Annotated in this window: 13 protein-coding genes; 12 read left to right on the forward strand and 1 reads right to left on the reverse strand. The window is 42.8% G+C overall.

Annotation, left to right across the window (positions count from 1 at the left end; genetic code table 11):
* Positions 1-4: 4 nt before the first annotated feature.
* Entirely contained in the window at positions 5-3,439 is a 3,435-nt protein-coding gene (locus CHH48_RS14945) for a hypothetical protein (protein ID WP_095219958.1), read from the reverse strand.
* Between the two features lie 156 nt (positions 3,440-3,595).
* On the opposite strand from CHH48_RS14945, the gene fabI reads away from it, so the two are divergent.
* The 12 genes from fabI to CHH48_RS15005 all read left to right on the forward strand — a co-directional run bounded on the left by fabI (position 3,596) and on the right by CHH48_RS15005 (position 15,448).
* Entirely contained in the window at positions 3,596-4,378 is a 783-nt protein-coding gene (gene fabI, locus CHH48_RS14950) for an enoyl-ACP reductase FabI (protein ID WP_095219959.1), read from the forward strand.
* 259 nt (positions 4,379-4,637) lie between these two features.
* Positions 4,638-5,021, forward strand: a complete 384-nt coding sequence (locus tag CHH48_RS14955) for a GntR family transcriptional regulator (protein WP_095219960.1) — start codon at positions 4,638-4,640, stop codon at positions 5,019-5,021.
* On the forward strand, positions 5,018-5,914 hold the full coding sequence (locus tag CHH48_RS14960) for an ABC transporter ATP-binding protein (RefSeq protein ID WP_095219961.1): 897 nt from the start codon (positions 5,018-5,020) through the stop codon (positions 5,912-5,914). Before CHH48_RS14955 ends, CHH48_RS14960 begins: the two co-directional genes overlap by 4 nt.
* A complete protein-coding gene (locus CHH48_RS14965; protein WP_095219962.1) occupies positions 5,889-7,829 on the forward strand; it encodes a DMT family transporter in 1,941 nt (646 codons plus the stop codon). The genes CHH48_RS14960 and CHH48_RS14965 overlap by 26 nt, the downstream gene beginning before the upstream one ends.
* 3 nt (positions 7,830-7,832) lie before the next feature.
* Positions 7,833-8,384: an RNA polymerase sigma factor gene (locus CHH48_RS14970; protein ID WP_095219963.1), complete on the forward strand. Its 552-nt coding sequence runs from the start codon at positions 7,833-7,835 to the stop codon at positions 8,382-8,384.
* A gap of 139 nt (positions 8,385-8,523) precedes the next feature.
* Positions 8,524-8,862 (forward strand): Na-translocating system protein MpsC family protein, encoded by a 339-nt coding sequence (locus tag CHH48_RS14975; RefSeq protein WP_095219964.1) that lies wholly within the window; start codon positions 8,524-8,526, stop codon positions 8,860-8,862.
* A 165-nt stretch (positions 8,863-9,027) separates the two neighbouring features.
* Positions 9,028-10,077 carry an ABC transporter substrate-binding protein gene (locus tag CHH48_RS14980; protein WP_095219965.1) on the forward strand — a complete coding sequence of 350 codons (1,050 nt, stop codon included), beginning with the start codon at positions 9,028-9,030 and terminating at the stop codon, positions 10,075-10,077.
* A gap of 11 nt (positions 10,078-10,088) precedes the next feature.
* Entirely contained in the window at positions 10,089-11,015 is a 927-nt protein-coding gene (locus CHH48_RS14985) for a nucleoside hydrolase (RefSeq protein WP_095219966.1), read from the forward strand.
* 24 nt (positions 11,016-11,039) lie between these two features.
* Positions 11,040-11,864: an ABC transporter permease gene (locus CHH48_RS14990; protein ID WP_095219967.1), complete on the forward strand. Its 825-nt coding sequence runs from the start codon at positions 11,040-11,042 to the stop codon at positions 11,862-11,864.
* Positions 11,865-11,867: 3 nt separating this feature from the next.
* Entirely contained in the window at positions 11,868-12,656 is a 789-nt protein-coding gene (locus CHH48_RS14995; RefSeq protein ID WP_095219968.1) for an ABC transporter permease, read from the forward strand.
* A 15-nt stretch (positions 12,657-12,671) separates the two neighbouring features.
* On the forward strand, positions 12,672-13,730 hold the full coding sequence (locus CHH48_RS15000; protein ID WP_095219969.1) for an ABC transporter ATP-binding protein: 1,059 nt from the start codon (positions 12,672-12,674) through the stop codon (positions 13,728-13,730).
* 11 nt (positions 13,731-13,741) lie between these two features.
* Positions 13,742-15,448, forward strand: coding sequence for an adenine deaminase C-terminal domain-containing protein (locus CHH48_RS15005; protein WP_095219970.1), 1,707 nt, complete (start codon positions 13,742-13,744; stop codon positions 15,446-15,448).
* Positions 15,449-15,480: the final 32 nt, after the last annotated feature.

Raw genomic sequence — 15,480 nt, forward strand, 5'->3', positions numbered from 1 at the left:
TTCTTTATTTATATTGCTTAAACCATTTTGTCCACCTGGATTTGCTGGCTTGCAGCAGAGATTCGGTGGTTCTATCATGCTTTTGTTTCTGATATTCAATAAAGCTGGCAGAGGCAATCAGCAGGAAGCCGGCTCCAATAAGATATAACCACCATGGTGCGCTGCCCCAAAGCGTACGCGTGTTGAAGAATAAGTTAAATACAACGGTGATCGTACCCGTCAGGAAATACGCACGATATTTTCGTAAGAAACCAATGACAGCTGCTAGTAAAGAAAGACTGCCAAGGGATAGGGCATCATAAATAGTCATCGTAGACAGTCCATCGAGCACCAAAATGCCGAATCCAATTGTAAGCAAAACTAACTCAATATGCGGTGTCACATCAGGATCATAGAAAAACAGCCGCAAGATGATAAGAACTAGTAATGCAATTGGCACAACATACAGCTCTGTTGTTAAATATGGACTTATGTCTGCAATTTGCAGCACAAGTATATAAGGGTACAAACAAGATACGATAGCAGCCAGCCGTACATAACGCTTTTCAGCAGCAGGTGCTGTATAGATACTGATCGCAAATAACAGTGCTGGAACTGTCAAACCAAATAGCGTATCAGCAAGGCCGGATTCATACGCTGCAACGCCCGCCAGACTTCCGACAACGGTATAAACGATAGCGCCAATCCGATATAAATCTATTCTATTCCAAACAGAATACTTGTCAGCTTCAGCAACGAAAGATTGGTAATTGCTGAAGCTGGTAATTGCTAATCCTGCTGCCCCGGCCAGCAGTAAGTAAGCTGTACGGATTTCTTGGCCGATACTGCCATAGAGAAGTGTAATTGTGAGAAGTAACAGCAATGTACAGGCAGAAATAATGCTTAGCTGCCATTGATGCTGTTGATAGATTGCTATTACCCCGACAAAGATGGCTAGCAGGATGATCTGCCAGGAGAAAAGAATAGTAAGCTCTGCTAATGCGAACAGCAGAATAACATTATAGGCAGTCAGCAGACTGATCCGCAGTAAAGACCGCCAGTTAGGCAGCAGCGCATATACCAAGGCAATGCAAACTGTTGTTAGAGCTGCAGCCAATGTAAATTGATGACTCAGATTTGTGTACTGATCCAAATGAGTGATCGAGATAAGGAAGACAACTATAATACTGGCATTTGCAAATATATACTTTTCTATCGTTCTCGTCACAATATGTGCAGAAAACACGAATTGGACGAGCGGAATAAGAAGCCAGATAGGCGGAACATAATCTAACAACTGTGCAAGCAATACCCATAGCGTACCAAAAATTATCAAAGCATGACTGCACCAGAAAAAGTAGACCGATCCAATCGGAGCTTTCTTCTTGATGTATAGACTAGCTGCAAAGAATAGCACGCCGCATAACAGCACATAAGCCGTTATTATATTTGAGTCCCTTATTCCGAATAGATTTTGCAGTGATGCATAGGTCACGATGATGGAGCCGAGCACGGCAACCCATAATGGATGCTTCCGAAAGACTTGAAGAGCCATTAACTGAATACCAACATTGATAAGTGAAACGAACGTAACAGTGACCGCCGGTAAATTCCACGATAAGATGGCAATCGCAACAGCGTAACTTTGCAAGATTTGGCCTGTTAGGAAAAACGACAAAAATAACGGCTGGTACCGATATTTACGGCAAAGGAATGCGATTGCAATAGCTATCAATGCAATCAAAGTCGCGTGTCCTGAAATACCAACTTGTTCACGATAAAAATCATTTTCGGTATACAGACGGTAACCACCGAGTAATAACGCTGCAATCAAGCTAATCGGAGTAACAATCTTACTGATGAGCACAACTTCTGCATTTTCCTTGCTGTAACAGAAGAAACCTGCCGCAGCCACTAATAGCAGCAGATAACTATTTGCTTCATAATATCCATAACTATGATTCACCAGGAATATAGGAATGACGGTTCCAACTGCTGTCCAGTTTATCGTAACTTGGAATGGCTTCAAAAGAGTTATCCTTCTCGGCCAAATATAACTGTATGCCAGCCCAATGAAAGATAATGTCGCGAATGCACTTGTGCGGATCCAGATTGAGGAACCAGCCATATAAAGCAGCCAATAGACGACAATTAGGAACATTCCGACGCTTGGGTAACTGTAGTAGATTTTGCGTGATGCAACCGTCCAAATTGTATACTGAACCAGCAGGAATAAAATTCCGATCAAGTACGCCCAATTAAATTCGAAATAATAGATAAGACTTGTGAAAAAGAACAGAAGAAAGCCATTTATAGCATGGATAAAGGATTCGTAGACCACTTGCAACCAGCGAGGCAAATTCCATGTCAACAGAACGAGAATGAATCCTAAGCCTATGAATTGACCAAAGAACATGTTGAAATAAGAATCAATCTCCAAAAGAAGTGAGGTGCCGCCAATTAAGGTGAATACGATAAAGCCAAAATGGTAGAGTCTGCTGAAGTTCTTGGCGGCCAGAATCAATGCGTTAATTCCAATCACCAATAAAGTCAGATCATAAGTAATGGCGCTGGTCATCAAAATAATTGTGATGATGGCTTCTGTTCCAAGCTTCATTTGCAGATAATATGGCCAATAACGCTGCAATGTCTGAAGTTTGAAGGAATTTCGGATAGTTCGCTCGAACAAAAGCAGCAGCAAATTGGCTAGCTGTAAAAAGAATAGAAATGCACTATATGTAGTCGTCACATACAGCAGTGCTGAGATTAGTGTCGACGATAAGCCGACATAGGTCACCCAAATGAATGCTTTTGAGCCTGTGCGTGCTGCCACTGCATAGTACAAAGCTGTACAGCTTAATGCCGCAATGGTTCCGATTAAGGCTGCTCCGTCACCACCGAAGGACAAATAACTCCCAAACAGCTGATAATAAGATGCCGAGAAAATGACTATCGGTACAAACAGCGCAGCAAGCATTAAGAAGGCGAAGGCTGTCTGTGGAATCCGGACCTTATAGCTGATATAACTCAATCCTGCGAAAAGGAAAGGAATCAAGCTGATTAATAACACTTTCCCTAAAGAAGAGAAGTTTCCCCAATTGGAAGTGCCGAGATATAACCCGCCAAAGAAAAGCATAATGATTCCAAGGACAAGATTGATTGTTAGATTGCGCTCACGGATTTGCTCCGGAGACTTTTGTTTTTTAAAGGATGAATTTGCATATACAGCCGGTTTTGGTACAGGTTGCGTTTGTACTGCTGTTGCAGCTGTTTGCTGCATAGGTACTGAATCTCTTTGCGTCTGTGCTTCTTTGTGATTTGAAGCATCATTAAGCCGCTTTCTTCGATTACCGTTTAAAGCGCTTGTGAATACTGCATCAGATATGTAGCCTTGATCGTATAAATCCTGGAGTCTTTTATCAAAATTGTCTCCAGATTTATTGGGAGGCATATTATCCATCTTTTCACCTCACGATAATTTGGTTGTTATTTCCAAAACCTATTATATAGAAGTGTGACTTGTCTGAACAGACGTGTCATTCCTTTCATTTCTGTTTTCTGTTATGATAGGCGGTAGAAAACGTGAACGAAACTGTTCATTAGAAGGAGAATGAAAATGAAGGACTTTCTACAATTACAGGATAAGCACATCGTCATCATGGGTGTGGCGAATGACCGCAGTATCGCATGGGGCGTTGCGCAATCATTGTATGCTGCTGGTGCGAAGCTGATTTTTACATATCGTCAGGAGCGTTCCGCTAAAAAGCTGAACAAGCTATTGGAAAAGAATGAAATGGAAGCAGCAGTTATCCAATGTGATGTTAACGATGATGACAGCATCGCATCTGCATTTGCAGAAATCAAAGACAAGTTCACAACTGTCCATGGTCTTGTACATTCCGTTGCACATGCGCATAAAGAAGATTTGAATGGTGATTTCATCGACACTTCTCGTGACGGCTATGCATTTGCACAGGATACAAGTGCGTATTCACTAGTAGCTGTAGCAAAAGCTGTTCGCCCGATTATGTCAGAAGGCGGTTCCATCGTGACAATGAGCTACCTTGGCGCTGACCGTGTTCTGCAGGGCTACAATGTCATGGGTGTTGCAAAAGCAGCTTTGGAAGCAAGTGTACGCTACTTGGCTAATGATCTTGGTCCGGATAATATCCGTATTAACGCTATCTCTGCAGGTCCGATCCGTACATTGGCTGCAAAAGGCGTACCTTCTTTCAATGACATTCTTTCAAAAGTGGAACATACTGCACCGCTACGCCGTAATGTTTCTGCTGAAGAAGTTGGCGATATGACAGTCGGTTTGCTGGGTGCCCTTTCCCGCGGTGTAACTGGTGAGATCGTTTACGTTGATGCTGGTTTCAATATCATCGGTCTTGGTTAACTTGTGCTTTAACCCGTTCTAATTATGATTAGGACGGGTTTTTTATGTTCAGCAAAGAATCCTGTAATACGAGGCATTGAAGCCAGGACGTTACGCATCTAATTATATAAATTTAGTGGCAAAGCTAGATCTTATGATTTGGCTTTTTATTTTTGGAAAAAAGTGCTTTTCAAATGGAATACGCTGATGTATACTTTGGTGTATCAAGTGTACTATTATAACTAATACAGTTAATACACAGCCTGAATGAGGTGAATACATGTTTGAACTTGACTTGCGAAGCGGCAAGCCGATTTATGAACAAATCGTCGATAAGTTCAAGGAACTGATCATCAATCAAGTGCTGGAAACAGACGAGAAGCTTCCCTCGGTACGGGAGCTTGCCCAGCAGCTGACGATCAATCCGAATACAATTCAGAAAGCATACCGAGAGCTTGAGAACCAAGAATTGATTTATTCCGTGAAGGGACGGGGGAGTTTCGTGAACGCGATTAGTGCACAAGTCGATCCGCAAAAGGTGATGCAAATGCAGGAAGAATTGAAAAAACTGCTGACCGAGGCACAGTATATTGGTATGACAGCAAATGAAATTCGAAATGTGGTGGAGCAGCAGCTGCGTAATGGGGGAGGAAGTGAAACATGATCAAAGCAGTAGAATTAAGTAAAAAATTTGACCGGAAGCAAGTGTTGGACCAAGTTGGTTTCCAGGTGAAAAAAGGGACAATCTATGGTCTGCTTGGCTCAAACGGTGCAGGCAAGACAACCATAATACGTATTCTTGCCGGTATCCTGAAACAAGACAAAGGGAGTGTCCTGGTTGACGGCAAAACAGTATTTGAAAATGTGGCGTTAAAGCAGCGCATCATCTTCATGCCTGATATTCTTTATTTTCTGCCGCAATATACAGTGAAGCAGATGGGACGATATTATGCGGATTTGTATGCAAATTGGGACCAGCAGCGATATGACCAGCTAATCAGCCAATTCAAACTCGAGAACAAGAAAGTCTCTACCTTTTCGAAAGGGATGCAGCGGCAAGTAGCTTTTTGTCTGGCATTGGCAGCAAAGCCCGATTTTCTGATCATGGATGAACCGCTGGATGGATTGGACGCTGTCGTGCGGCAGCGAATTAAAGGCTTACTCATCAATGACGTAGCAGAGAGAGAGATGACTGTTCTTATTTCTTCCCACAATCTGCGGGAAATGGAAAACCTCTGTGACGACGTCGGTATTGTACATAAAGGAAAGATGATTCTGGAGCGCAATCTGGATGATATGAAGACAGAGGTTCAAAAAGTTCAGTTTGCTCTGCGGAAAGGGCAGGATATGAGTTTTTTAGAAGAACTAAATATCCTTCACCAGGAAAAACGCGGGAGTATCCATCTGCTGATTGTCAAAGCAGACCATCAGGAGTTAGAAAGAATACTTGCAGCACAAAACCCAGTCATACTGGATATGCTGCCGCTATCACTGGAAGAAATCTTTATCTATGAAATGGGAGGTGCTGGCTATGCCATCGAAAACATCCTCGATTAAGAAGCAGATTATTCGCCATGATATCCGTCTGACCGGCTGGCTGAGTGTGCTGTATTTCCTGGCTTTATTTGTGATATTGCCGCTGCAAATCCTTTTCCAATACACGAATCCTGAAACAAGGAGATATATGGAGAAAGGAAGTCTATTTCTTTATCTGCCTGAACTACAATGGATTCTATCTATTACTGTGCCAGTATTTTTCGGGGTAATACTGTTCCGTTATTTGCATAAAAAGCAGACATCTGATTTTGTTCATAGTATGCCAATCAAAAGATCTGCATTATTACATCACCATGCAGCTACAGGATTGATTCTGCTGACATTGCCTATAATCCTGAATGGAATTATCCTATATGTACTGAAAGCATTTACAGGCATAGGCAGTTATTATAATGGAATGAATGTCCTGTATTGGTTATGTGTATTGCTATTTCTGAATGTGCTCATATACACTGCAACAAACTTTATTGGCATGGTCACAGGCTTATTGTCGATGCATGTTGTCTTGACCTATATTTTTGTCTTGTTTCCGGCTGGAATCATGATATTGATATTCTTTAATTTGAGAACTTTATTAACTGGTTTCCCTCTTGATTATTACTTAGATGCAGCGGTGGTGAAATTCTCGCCTATCAGTTATTTTATGGGGATCATTCTTTCTCAGCATAGAATTTCCTGGTTTATGATCAGTATTTTTGCAGCTGCTGGCATTCTACTATACCTGGGTGCTTATTGGCTATATGTGCATCGCAAATTGGAGTATACTTCTCAAGCTATTGTTTACCCATTTATGCAGCCGGTCTTCCGATTTGGCGTGACATTCTGTGTCATGATGACAGGTGGTTTATATTTCCACGAAATGACTGGATCCATGAGCTGGACTGTGATTGGCTATTTGGCTGGCTCTTTGCTCGGTTTCATCATTGCTGAAGCTATCTTGAAGAAAACATGGAGAGTTTACAGCAATTATAAATCGTATCTGATTTTCGCGGGCTTTCTAGTCGCCGTATTTCTAAGTGTTTATTTAGTCAAAGAAAGCTATGAAAATAATATTCCTGAAGTTAGTGAAGTAGAGAAAGTCTATTTTGGCGATGAGTTTACTTACAACAGAGACGAAGATTATATCCCTCCTGGTATAGAGCCGCTTTATTTTACAGAGGAAAATGATATTGAGATGGTGCAGCGATTACAGAAAGAAGTTATCGAATCTTCTAGCAGCCAATTCGCCGATTCTTCCGATGATACTCGTTATACGTTTATTGTCTATGAATTGAAAAATGGAAAAAAGTTAGCTAGATCCTATGCATATTCATTGGAAGAAAATCCGAAATTGAAAAAACTGCAGTACGAGATTGAAGGCTCCAGCCAATACAAGCATGCGAATAATCAAGTGTTCAATGTCGATAGAGATGCTATTTACGCATTAGATTTGCAATCGAATTTACTTCCTTCCGATGGTCCAACCATCTCTGATCAAAACACAATTGATGCACTTTTGGATGCTCTTAAAAAGGACATTGATAGTACGCATACACAAATAAATCCAGATAAAATGCAAACATATACAATCGATTTCCTCACAAAAAAACCTGATATATACTACTATGCGTCATTTGATGACAGTTATGAAAATACGGTTAAGGTCTTGGAGGATGCGGGACTATATGAAGATATCCGTACTGTTCCGGAAGATATCGCTTATCTGCAATTGGACGATTATAACTATGAAAATACTTTAAAAGTAGAGGACCAAAAAGACATCAAGTATATATTTGACCATCTTATCGAGTATAGCGGAAAACAAGACTCATACTACGTGGGAATCAAACTTGATGGGGAATCAGATATCTCTGCTGAGTTCTCAATTGAATATGACGACCTTCCCGAATCAATCAAAAACCAATTGGAGGAATAAAGCGTGGCTAGCGAGTATGTATATGTGACGGAGTCGGTGTTTCAGCATATCTATTCGCTCTACCATCAGCGGGTATATCACGCGGCTCAGAAGGTGCTGCGTGATCCGCAGCTGGCGGAGGATGCGGCGCAGGAAACGTTTATCAAGGCTTATCGGAATTTGGACAAGCTGGAGGATGTGTCGAAGGCTGGTGCGTGGCTGGCAACAATCGCTTCCCGTACGGCCATTGATATGCTTCGTAAAGAAGGAAAGCGTAAGTTTATCAGCATTGAGCTGGCCAGTTGGGAGCTGGAGCAGCATTATCTCGAGCATATCGTGATTGAAGAAGTCGAGCTCCGGGAGACGAAACGGGAACTGGAGCAGGATATTCGAAAGCTGAAGCCAAAACTCCAGGAAGTGCTCACGCTGCGTTATGTGAAAGATATGAAGGAAAGTGAAATTGCTGCAAACCTATCTTTGACTAAATCAACAGTTAAAACCCGTTTGTATAGGGCAAAGCAACTAATAAAAGCAGAGCGGGAATACCGCGATATGATAATGGTAAGAGAGACATGATAAATCCTGTCTCTCTTTTTTAGTGAACAATAACTGAATGTAAAACAGAAAAAAACATTTAAATCCGAACAATATATTGATTTGGGTTATTAAAGTATGTATAATGACCTTACCACATACATGACAGGTGGTTGTTGGCATGCTAGAGAATAGCAATGAAATCAAGAAGATGCTGTCACATATGTACAATGATGTGTCGAAGGAATTGTTCGGTGTCGGAACGACATTACTGAAGGTATCTATCGATCAGAACATCATCACCATCCAAGCCAAGCATCGGCGTTCTCCGCGATCTGCAGCTTTGGAAGGCGAGGCTCCTAGCTTGAAGCAGGAGGTCGACTTCCGGTTATCGATGCTGTACAAAAAACGCTTGGCAGAAAAATTGCATAATGAAACGGAATGGCACATTGAGTCAATACTACGAGATTACGACGCAGCCTCTCAACGTGCTTTTACCAATATTGTCTTAGGCAGTTAAGCTAAAACCGGATTTATCTGGTATGCGGCTAATGCCATAGAAAAGCTTGATTGGTCTGACCTTTGTTGATCGAAGAGAAGATGATCTTGTAGAATGCTCGCATTCTATTAAGATTGTCTTCTTTTTTTGCTTTTATAAATCACTTATTATATGGGGGTTTTTCACATGAATGGTCGTATTAAAATGCTTTTAGGTTCAGCTGCAATTGCTTCTGCACTTACTTTATCTGCTTGTGGCAGTGATAGTGCTGGAGCTGGGAAAGAAAAGCTTGTCATCTCTACATGGGGTTTCTCGGAGGACTTCTTCAATGAAGATGTGTATGCGCCATTTGAGGAGGAACACAATGTTGATATTGTAGTAGAAACAGGAAATAATGCGGAGCGATTGAACAAAATACGTCAAGGTAACTCTGATGTAGATCTAGTCTACTTATCTGATTATTACGCACAGCAAGGTGTGGATGATGGTTTGTTCGAGGAGCTGGATTCTTCCAAGCTGACAAACCTAGACAAGATTTATGAGACAGCCAAGTCTCCTAACGGTGAAGGATATGGACCGGCTTACACTATCGGGCAGTTCGGAATTGCCTATAACCCGGAAATGGTGAAAGAAACTGTTTCATCATGGAAGGATCTGTGGAATGCAGAGTGGGAAAGTAATGTAGCAATTCCTGGTATTACGACTACAACAGGACCGATGTTTCTTGATGCAGCTTCTAAAGTGAGCGGCAACGATTCATTTAATGAAGATGCTGCATTCAAACAGCTTGATGCTTTGAAGCCTAATATCGTTAACGAATACAATCAGACCTCTGAATTCATCAATATGTTCGGACAAGGCGAGATTGCTGGCGGACCAATCATGGAAATGTACTTCAGCTCATTGAAAGAAGCAGTACCTGAAGCGGAATTTGTAACACCTGAAGAAGGCGGATATGCTGTCATGAATACAGTCAACGTAGTGAAGGATAGCGATCAGAAAGAACTAGCTGAGGAATTTATCAATTATCAGTTAAGTACAGAAGTACAAGAGAAGACAGCAAAAGCAAAGGTAGATTCTCCGGTTAATACAGAAGTGGTACTTTCCGATGAAGAGCAGGAAGGTATTACGTACGGTGAAGATGTCATTGAGAAACTTAATGTCCTGCCAGCAGACTTCCTAGTCGAGAACTCTAAGCAGTGGATCGATCGCTGGAATAAAGAAGTGACCAAGTAAGGGGGAGCATGATGAAGAAAGTCATATTGGATGTAGATACTGGTATTGATGATGCAATTGGCATCATGCTTGCTGTGAAAAGCGAGGCATTAGACGTTGTTGGTATCACGACAGTCAGCGGCAATGTTTCCTTAGAAACAGCCACTATTAACACAGCCAAAATACTTGATTTGCTTGATGATAAAAAGACACCTATATTCGCCGGGGCTGCCAAACCGCTGACCCGGAACCCTCATTTCGAGCATCGTGTGCACGGTGAAGATGGGATCGGAGGCGCACTAAAGGGTGTTGCTACGAATCGTGAGATACAAGAACAATCTGCGGTGGACTTTATACGAACTCAAGTTATGAATGCTCCAGGTGACATTACGTTGATTATGACAGGTCCACTGACAAATCTAGCTGAGGCAGTACAGCAGTATCCTGAGATTATATCGGCAGTCAAAGAAGTCGTCTTTATGGGCGGTGTCGTGAAAGGAGTCGGCAATGTGACACCGGTGGCGGAGTATAACATGTTCGCTGACCCAGAGGCTGCATCCATTGTCTTCGAGGCGGGATTCCATTCCTTAACACAAGTCGGACTGGACGTTACGAGAAGCGCTTTGCTGAAGGATGAACATATAGATCACATACAGAACCCGGTATTACAGGATTATGTTCGAACAAGCACTGCGACATACCGCAATAGCTATTTTGAGCGGAATGGCGTATGGGCTTGTGCAATGCATGACCCGCTAGCAGTTGCGATTGCAATCGATGCCGAGCTGGTAAAAACTGAATGGCTGCACGTCACAATGGAGACGAACAGCACCTACTGCGACGGTCAAACTATCTGTGATTTCCAGAACCGTCTTGGACATCCGGCGAATATGCATGTTTGTCTGGAGCTCGATGAAGCTCGTTTCTTCGACCTCTTTCTCAAGCTGTTAAACGCTTAGACAAAAGAACGGGAGTTAATCATTATGCGAAATTACTATAAGTATCTCCTGATCTTGCCAGGGGTTCTATTTCTAACAATCTTCATGCTCGTCCCAATTGGCATGACAATCATTTCGACCTTCTTCCCAAATGAAGCAGCAGCTGATACAAGCAATTACGCTAGTCTCTTCCGGGATTCATACTTTTTGGAAATACTATGGACAACGCTGCGGGTCAGCATTCTGACTACCATTATTTGTATGGTGATCGGTTTTCCGACAGCATACTTTATTGCCAGAATGTCCGCAAAAATGAAAGCATTGCTGTTAATTTTGACAATATTCCCGCTGCTGACGAGTCCTGTCGTGCGTTCCTTCAGCTGGATGGTCATCATCGGACGCAACGGGCTGGTCAATGAAGCACTGATGGGGATTGGCATCATACAGGAACCATTGGAAATTTTGTATACACCCACTGCCGTCATCATCGGACTTGTCCATCTCTTCCTTCCATTGACGATCATTACATTAGTGGGTGTTATGGAAAGTATAGAATCAGATTTGCTGACTGCAGCAGCGAGCCTTGGTGCAAGCCGTTTTGGAGTGTTTACCAAGGTAGTCCTTCCGCTTTGTGTACCTGGTTTAGTAATTGGGGGAATTCTGGTGTTTGTCGGCAGCTTTACCGCTTATACAACGCCTGCATTGCTGGGAGGTCAGCAGCGAGTCCTTTCAACGCTGCTCTATCAAAATGCAAATACATTAAATGACTGGCATATGGCCAGTATTCTAGCTGCCATCATGATTGTAGTGACGCTCATTGTCATTACTTGCATGAATTTACTGGCAAATAAATTGAATCCGAGGAGGTAGACCATGCGGGAAAAACATATAGGACTTGGCATCTTCACGTTTCTGGTGTTCGTTTTCTTGCTGGGGCCATTGGTGATTATTTCTTTCACCTCTTTCGAACAAGGAACAGTACTTCGGTTCCCGCCGGAATCCTTCTCCCTCGATTGGTATAAAAATATATTCGAGGTGAGCGGGTTCCTGGAAACGTTCAAGGTTTCCATCTATCTTTCTCTGGCAGGCAACCTGCTTGCGCTGCTAATTGGAATACCAGCAGCGTACGCTTTGAATCGATTTGATTTTAAAGGGAAGGCGCTTCTGGAAGGTATATTTGTATCTCCGATTATCATTCCTGGTATCGTGCTAGGTTTCACGTTCCTGCGCTTTTTCATTACATACTATCAACTGCCGATCTATGCAGGTCTGTTTATCGGGCATACTGTCATTATGCTGCCATTCATTATCCGTGTCGTTTCCTCAAGTCTTGCTAACTTCGATTTTTCCATAGAAGAGGCGGCAGTCAGTTTAGGTGCGAGCAGAATCGGTACTTTCTTTAAAGTGGTTCTGCCTAATATTAAATCCGGTATCATTGCCGGTGTTTTGATTGCATTCTTGGAATCTTTCAATAATGTGGACATTTCGGTCTTCATGACTGGACCTGGCGTAAGCACGCTGCCAATTGAGATGCTCACGTATGTGCAGAATTACTTCGATCCAACAATCGCGGCGCTATCCGTCGTATTGATGATCATCACAGCTTTATTCATGTTCTTTGTCGAGCGGTTGCTTGGTTTATCTTATTTCACGAAACGGTAATTAGGAGGCTTTATCATGTCTTTGTTTACGCTGCAGGACGTCACTGTTGCTTATCAGAAGCAAGCTATTCTTCAAGACTTCAATTTGTCTATCGGAGAAGGGGAACTCGTTTCCCTTCTTGGTCCAAGTGGTTGCGGAAAAACGACAACGCTTCGGCTGATTGCAGGATTCCTGCAATCAAAGCAAGGCAAATTCTTGTTCAGGGAGAAGGACTATACGAAAGTTCCAGTAAACAAACGTAATTTCGGTTTTGTTTTTCAAAATTACGCTTTGTTCCCGCACATGACGGTCTTCGATAATGTCGCGTTCGGCTTGCGTCAGCGGAAAGTATCGAAAGCATCGATCAAGGATCGAGTACTTCGTGTACTTGATATCGCCAGTTTGAAAGGATTTGAGGAACGCTTCCCGGCCGCATTGTCAGGCGGACAAAAGCAGCGTGTGGCAATTGCCAGAGCGTTAGTCATTGAACCGGACCTCCTTTTGTTTGATGAACCTTTAAGCAACTTGGATGCCAACTTGCGTGTGAATATGCGCGTTGAGATTAGAAGGATACAGCAGGAACTTGGCATCACGACAGTATATGTCTCGCATGACCAGGAAGAGTGCTTTTCGATTTCGGATAAGGTGGCGATCATGAATAAAGGTATCATCGAACAACTTAGTGATCCTGCCACTATCTACAGACAACCGAAGACAAAATTTGTCGCGGACTTTATCGGATTTAAGAACTTTATCCAATTCGACAGCCGTCGTCAGGAAACAGATGGAATCGCTGCAACTGTTCAAGGAATAACCTTAACCGTTCAGCAGCAGGACAATGACACTGGGTTGGTAGGAGCAATCAGACCGGATGATCTGCGTCTGTATCCATTGGATGCAGCACCAATGACGGTAGAGAATGCTGTACAGGGAAAAGTGCTGATCAGCACTTATCTTGGCCGCAGCTATCAATATGAAGTCAAAACGAGTATCGGGCAGTTCACCGTAAATGATGACGCTGCAGCAGCACCACTGGCAAATGGCCAGGAAGTCGTGCTCGAGATTCCAAAGAAACAAATTGTGCTCGTTGATTAGGAGGTTGAATTATGCTTGTTGATTTACTGATTCGTGATGTGCGGGTATTTAACAGCTATCGAAAGAAATTCATCGATGCTGATGTCGCTGTGCTGGAGGGGAAATTCCTCTATATCGGCAAGAAAGATACCGATAAATTACAGCCAAAAAGTGTACTAGATGGAGCGGGCCGGTACATGGTACCAGGTTTGATTGATATTCATCTTCACATTGAAAGTACAATGATTACGCCCTCTTCCTTCTCTTATGGCATTATTCAAAATGGTGTGACAACCATTGTTCCTGAACCGCATGAGATGGCAAATGTTTTCGGGGTTGATGGTGTGAAAAGCATGATGAAAGCAAGTGCTGATTGTGCGGTGGATATGTTTTATGGCATTCCAAGCTCCGTGCCAGCCACATCGATGGAGACGACAGGCGGGGAAATCGATATCCAGGATATCGATGAGTTGATGCTGTCAGGCAATATTCAATGCCTTGGTGAAATCATGAATTATTATGATGTTATATCGGCTCCTGACAGTAAGACGAATCGTATTCTAGCGCATGTAAGACAAGCATATCCGAACTTGATCGTGGAGGGTCACGTACCGAAACTTTTGGATCTTGAACTGCAGCGGATGATATATGCCGGTGTCGATTCCGATCATACCCATCAGACGGTTGAAGGGATGGAACAGCGCATCAATGCAGGTATGTTCGTAGAATTGCAGGAGAAATCTATGACACAGGAAATCATAAACTATGTGATAGAAAACGATGTTACCGAACATTTCTGTTTTGTAACGGATGATGTCATGGCAGATAAATTGCTGGAAGAAGGACATCTGAATCAGCTTGTGCAAAAAGCGATACATATGGGGATGCAGCCGGAGCAGGCAATATATGCTGCTACTGCTGCACCAGCAAAACGAATGCAAATGAAGGACCGAGGATTAATTGCTCCTGGGAAAATAGCTGATTTTATCTTGCTCGATGATCTGCATGGTTTCTCGATCCAAGAAGTCTTCAAAAGAGGTCAACAAGTTTACGAGAAGGATGCTGTGAAGGAGCAAATCGTACTTGAACGGCAATTCCCTTCGTCCTATTATGAGAGCATTAAGTTGGAAGAGCTGAAGCCTGACGATTTCCTTCTATTAAATGAAAAAGAAGAAAGTGATGCTTTGTACCGTGTTATGGAAATAAAAGACGGTTCGACATTCACGACAGAACGGCATGTTCGCTTAGCAATCGAAGCTGGGCAGGTAAAATGGCAGGAAGAAGGACTTGCACTTGTCATGACAGCAGAAAGATACGGGAAGAATGGAAATCGTGCTTTCGGTCTGTTAACGGGGGATATGCTGAAAGAAGGGGCGATTGCCACTACTTATTCGCATGATAACCATAACTTGCTTGTTATCGGTCGTGATATAGAGGATATGGTGCTTGCGGCGAATGAAGTGATTCGTCAGCAAGGCGGCATCTGCTGCGTGAAGGATGGCGAGATACTGTCTTTGGTGCAATTGCCTGTTGGGGGTATTCTTTCAGAAGCACCATTGAAAGAAGTGGCAGCACAAGTCTCTGATTTGACGAAGTCTATCAAATCGCTCGGTTACAAGCATTATAATGTTCTCATGTCGATTAGTACCCTTTCGCTGCCGGTAAGTCCAGCGTTGAAATTGACTGATCACGGCTATATAAGAGTAAACGAAGGGAATATGGTACCTTTGAGAGTTTAGTAGGAGTCTGCTTCGGCAGACTCTTTTTTTAC

The organism is Terribacillus saccharophilus (assembly GCF_002272075.1).
GTDB classification, from domain to species: Bacteria; Bacillota; Bacilli; order Bacillales; family Amphibacillaceae; genus Terribacillus; species Terribacillus saccharophilus_A.

What these genes read in the sequence shown, in the direction of transcription:
- CHH48_RS14945 (WP_095219958.1), bottom strand. Translation starts at nt 3,439, where the DNA reads ATGGATAATATGCCTCCCAATAAATCTGGAGACAATTTTGATAAAAGA.
- fabI (WP_095219959.1), top strand. Translation starts at nt 3,596, where the DNA reads ATGAAGGACTTTCTACAATTACAGGATAAGCACATCGTCATCATGGGT.
- CHH48_RS14955 (WP_095219960.1), top strand. Translation starts at nt 4,638, where the DNA reads ATGTTTGAACTTGACTTGCGAAGCGGCAAGCCGATTTATGAACAAATC.
- CHH48_RS14960 (WP_095219961.1), top strand. Translation starts at nt 5,018, where the DNA reads ATGATCAAAGCAGTAGAATTAAGTAAAAAATTTGACCGGAAGCAAGTG.
- CHH48_RS14965 (WP_095219962.1), top strand. Translation starts at nt 5,889, where the DNA reads ATGCCATCGAAAACATCCTCGATTAAGAAGCAGATTATTCGCCATGAT.
- CHH48_RS14975 (WP_095219964.1), top strand. Translation starts at nt 8,524, where the DNA reads ATGCTAGAGAATAGCAATGAAATCAAGAAGATGCTGTCACATATGTAC.
- CHH48_RS14980 (WP_095219965.1), top strand. Translation starts at nt 9,028, where the DNA reads ATGAATGGTCGTATTAAAATGCTTTTAGGTTCAGCTGCAATTGCTTCT.
- CHH48_RS14985 (WP_095219966.1), top strand. Translation starts at nt 10,089, where the DNA reads ATGAAGAAAGTCATATTGGATGTAGATACTGGTATTGATGATGCAATT.
- CHH48_RS14990 (WP_095219967.1), top strand. Translation starts at nt 11,040, where the DNA reads ATGCGAAATTACTATAAGTATCTCCTGATCTTGCCAGGGGTTCTATTT.
- CHH48_RS14995 (WP_095219968.1), top strand. Translation starts at nt 11,868, where the DNA reads ATGCGGGAAAAACATATAGGACTTGGCATCTTCACGTTTCTGGTGTTC.
- CHH48_RS15000 (WP_095219969.1), top strand. Translation starts at nt 12,672, where the DNA reads ATGTCTTTGTTTACGCTGCAGGACGTCACTGTTGCTTATCAGAAGCAA.
- CHH48_RS15005 (WP_095219970.1), top strand. Translation starts at nt 13,742, where the DNA reads ATGCTTGTTGATTTACTGATTCGTGATGTGCGGGTATTTAACAGCTAT.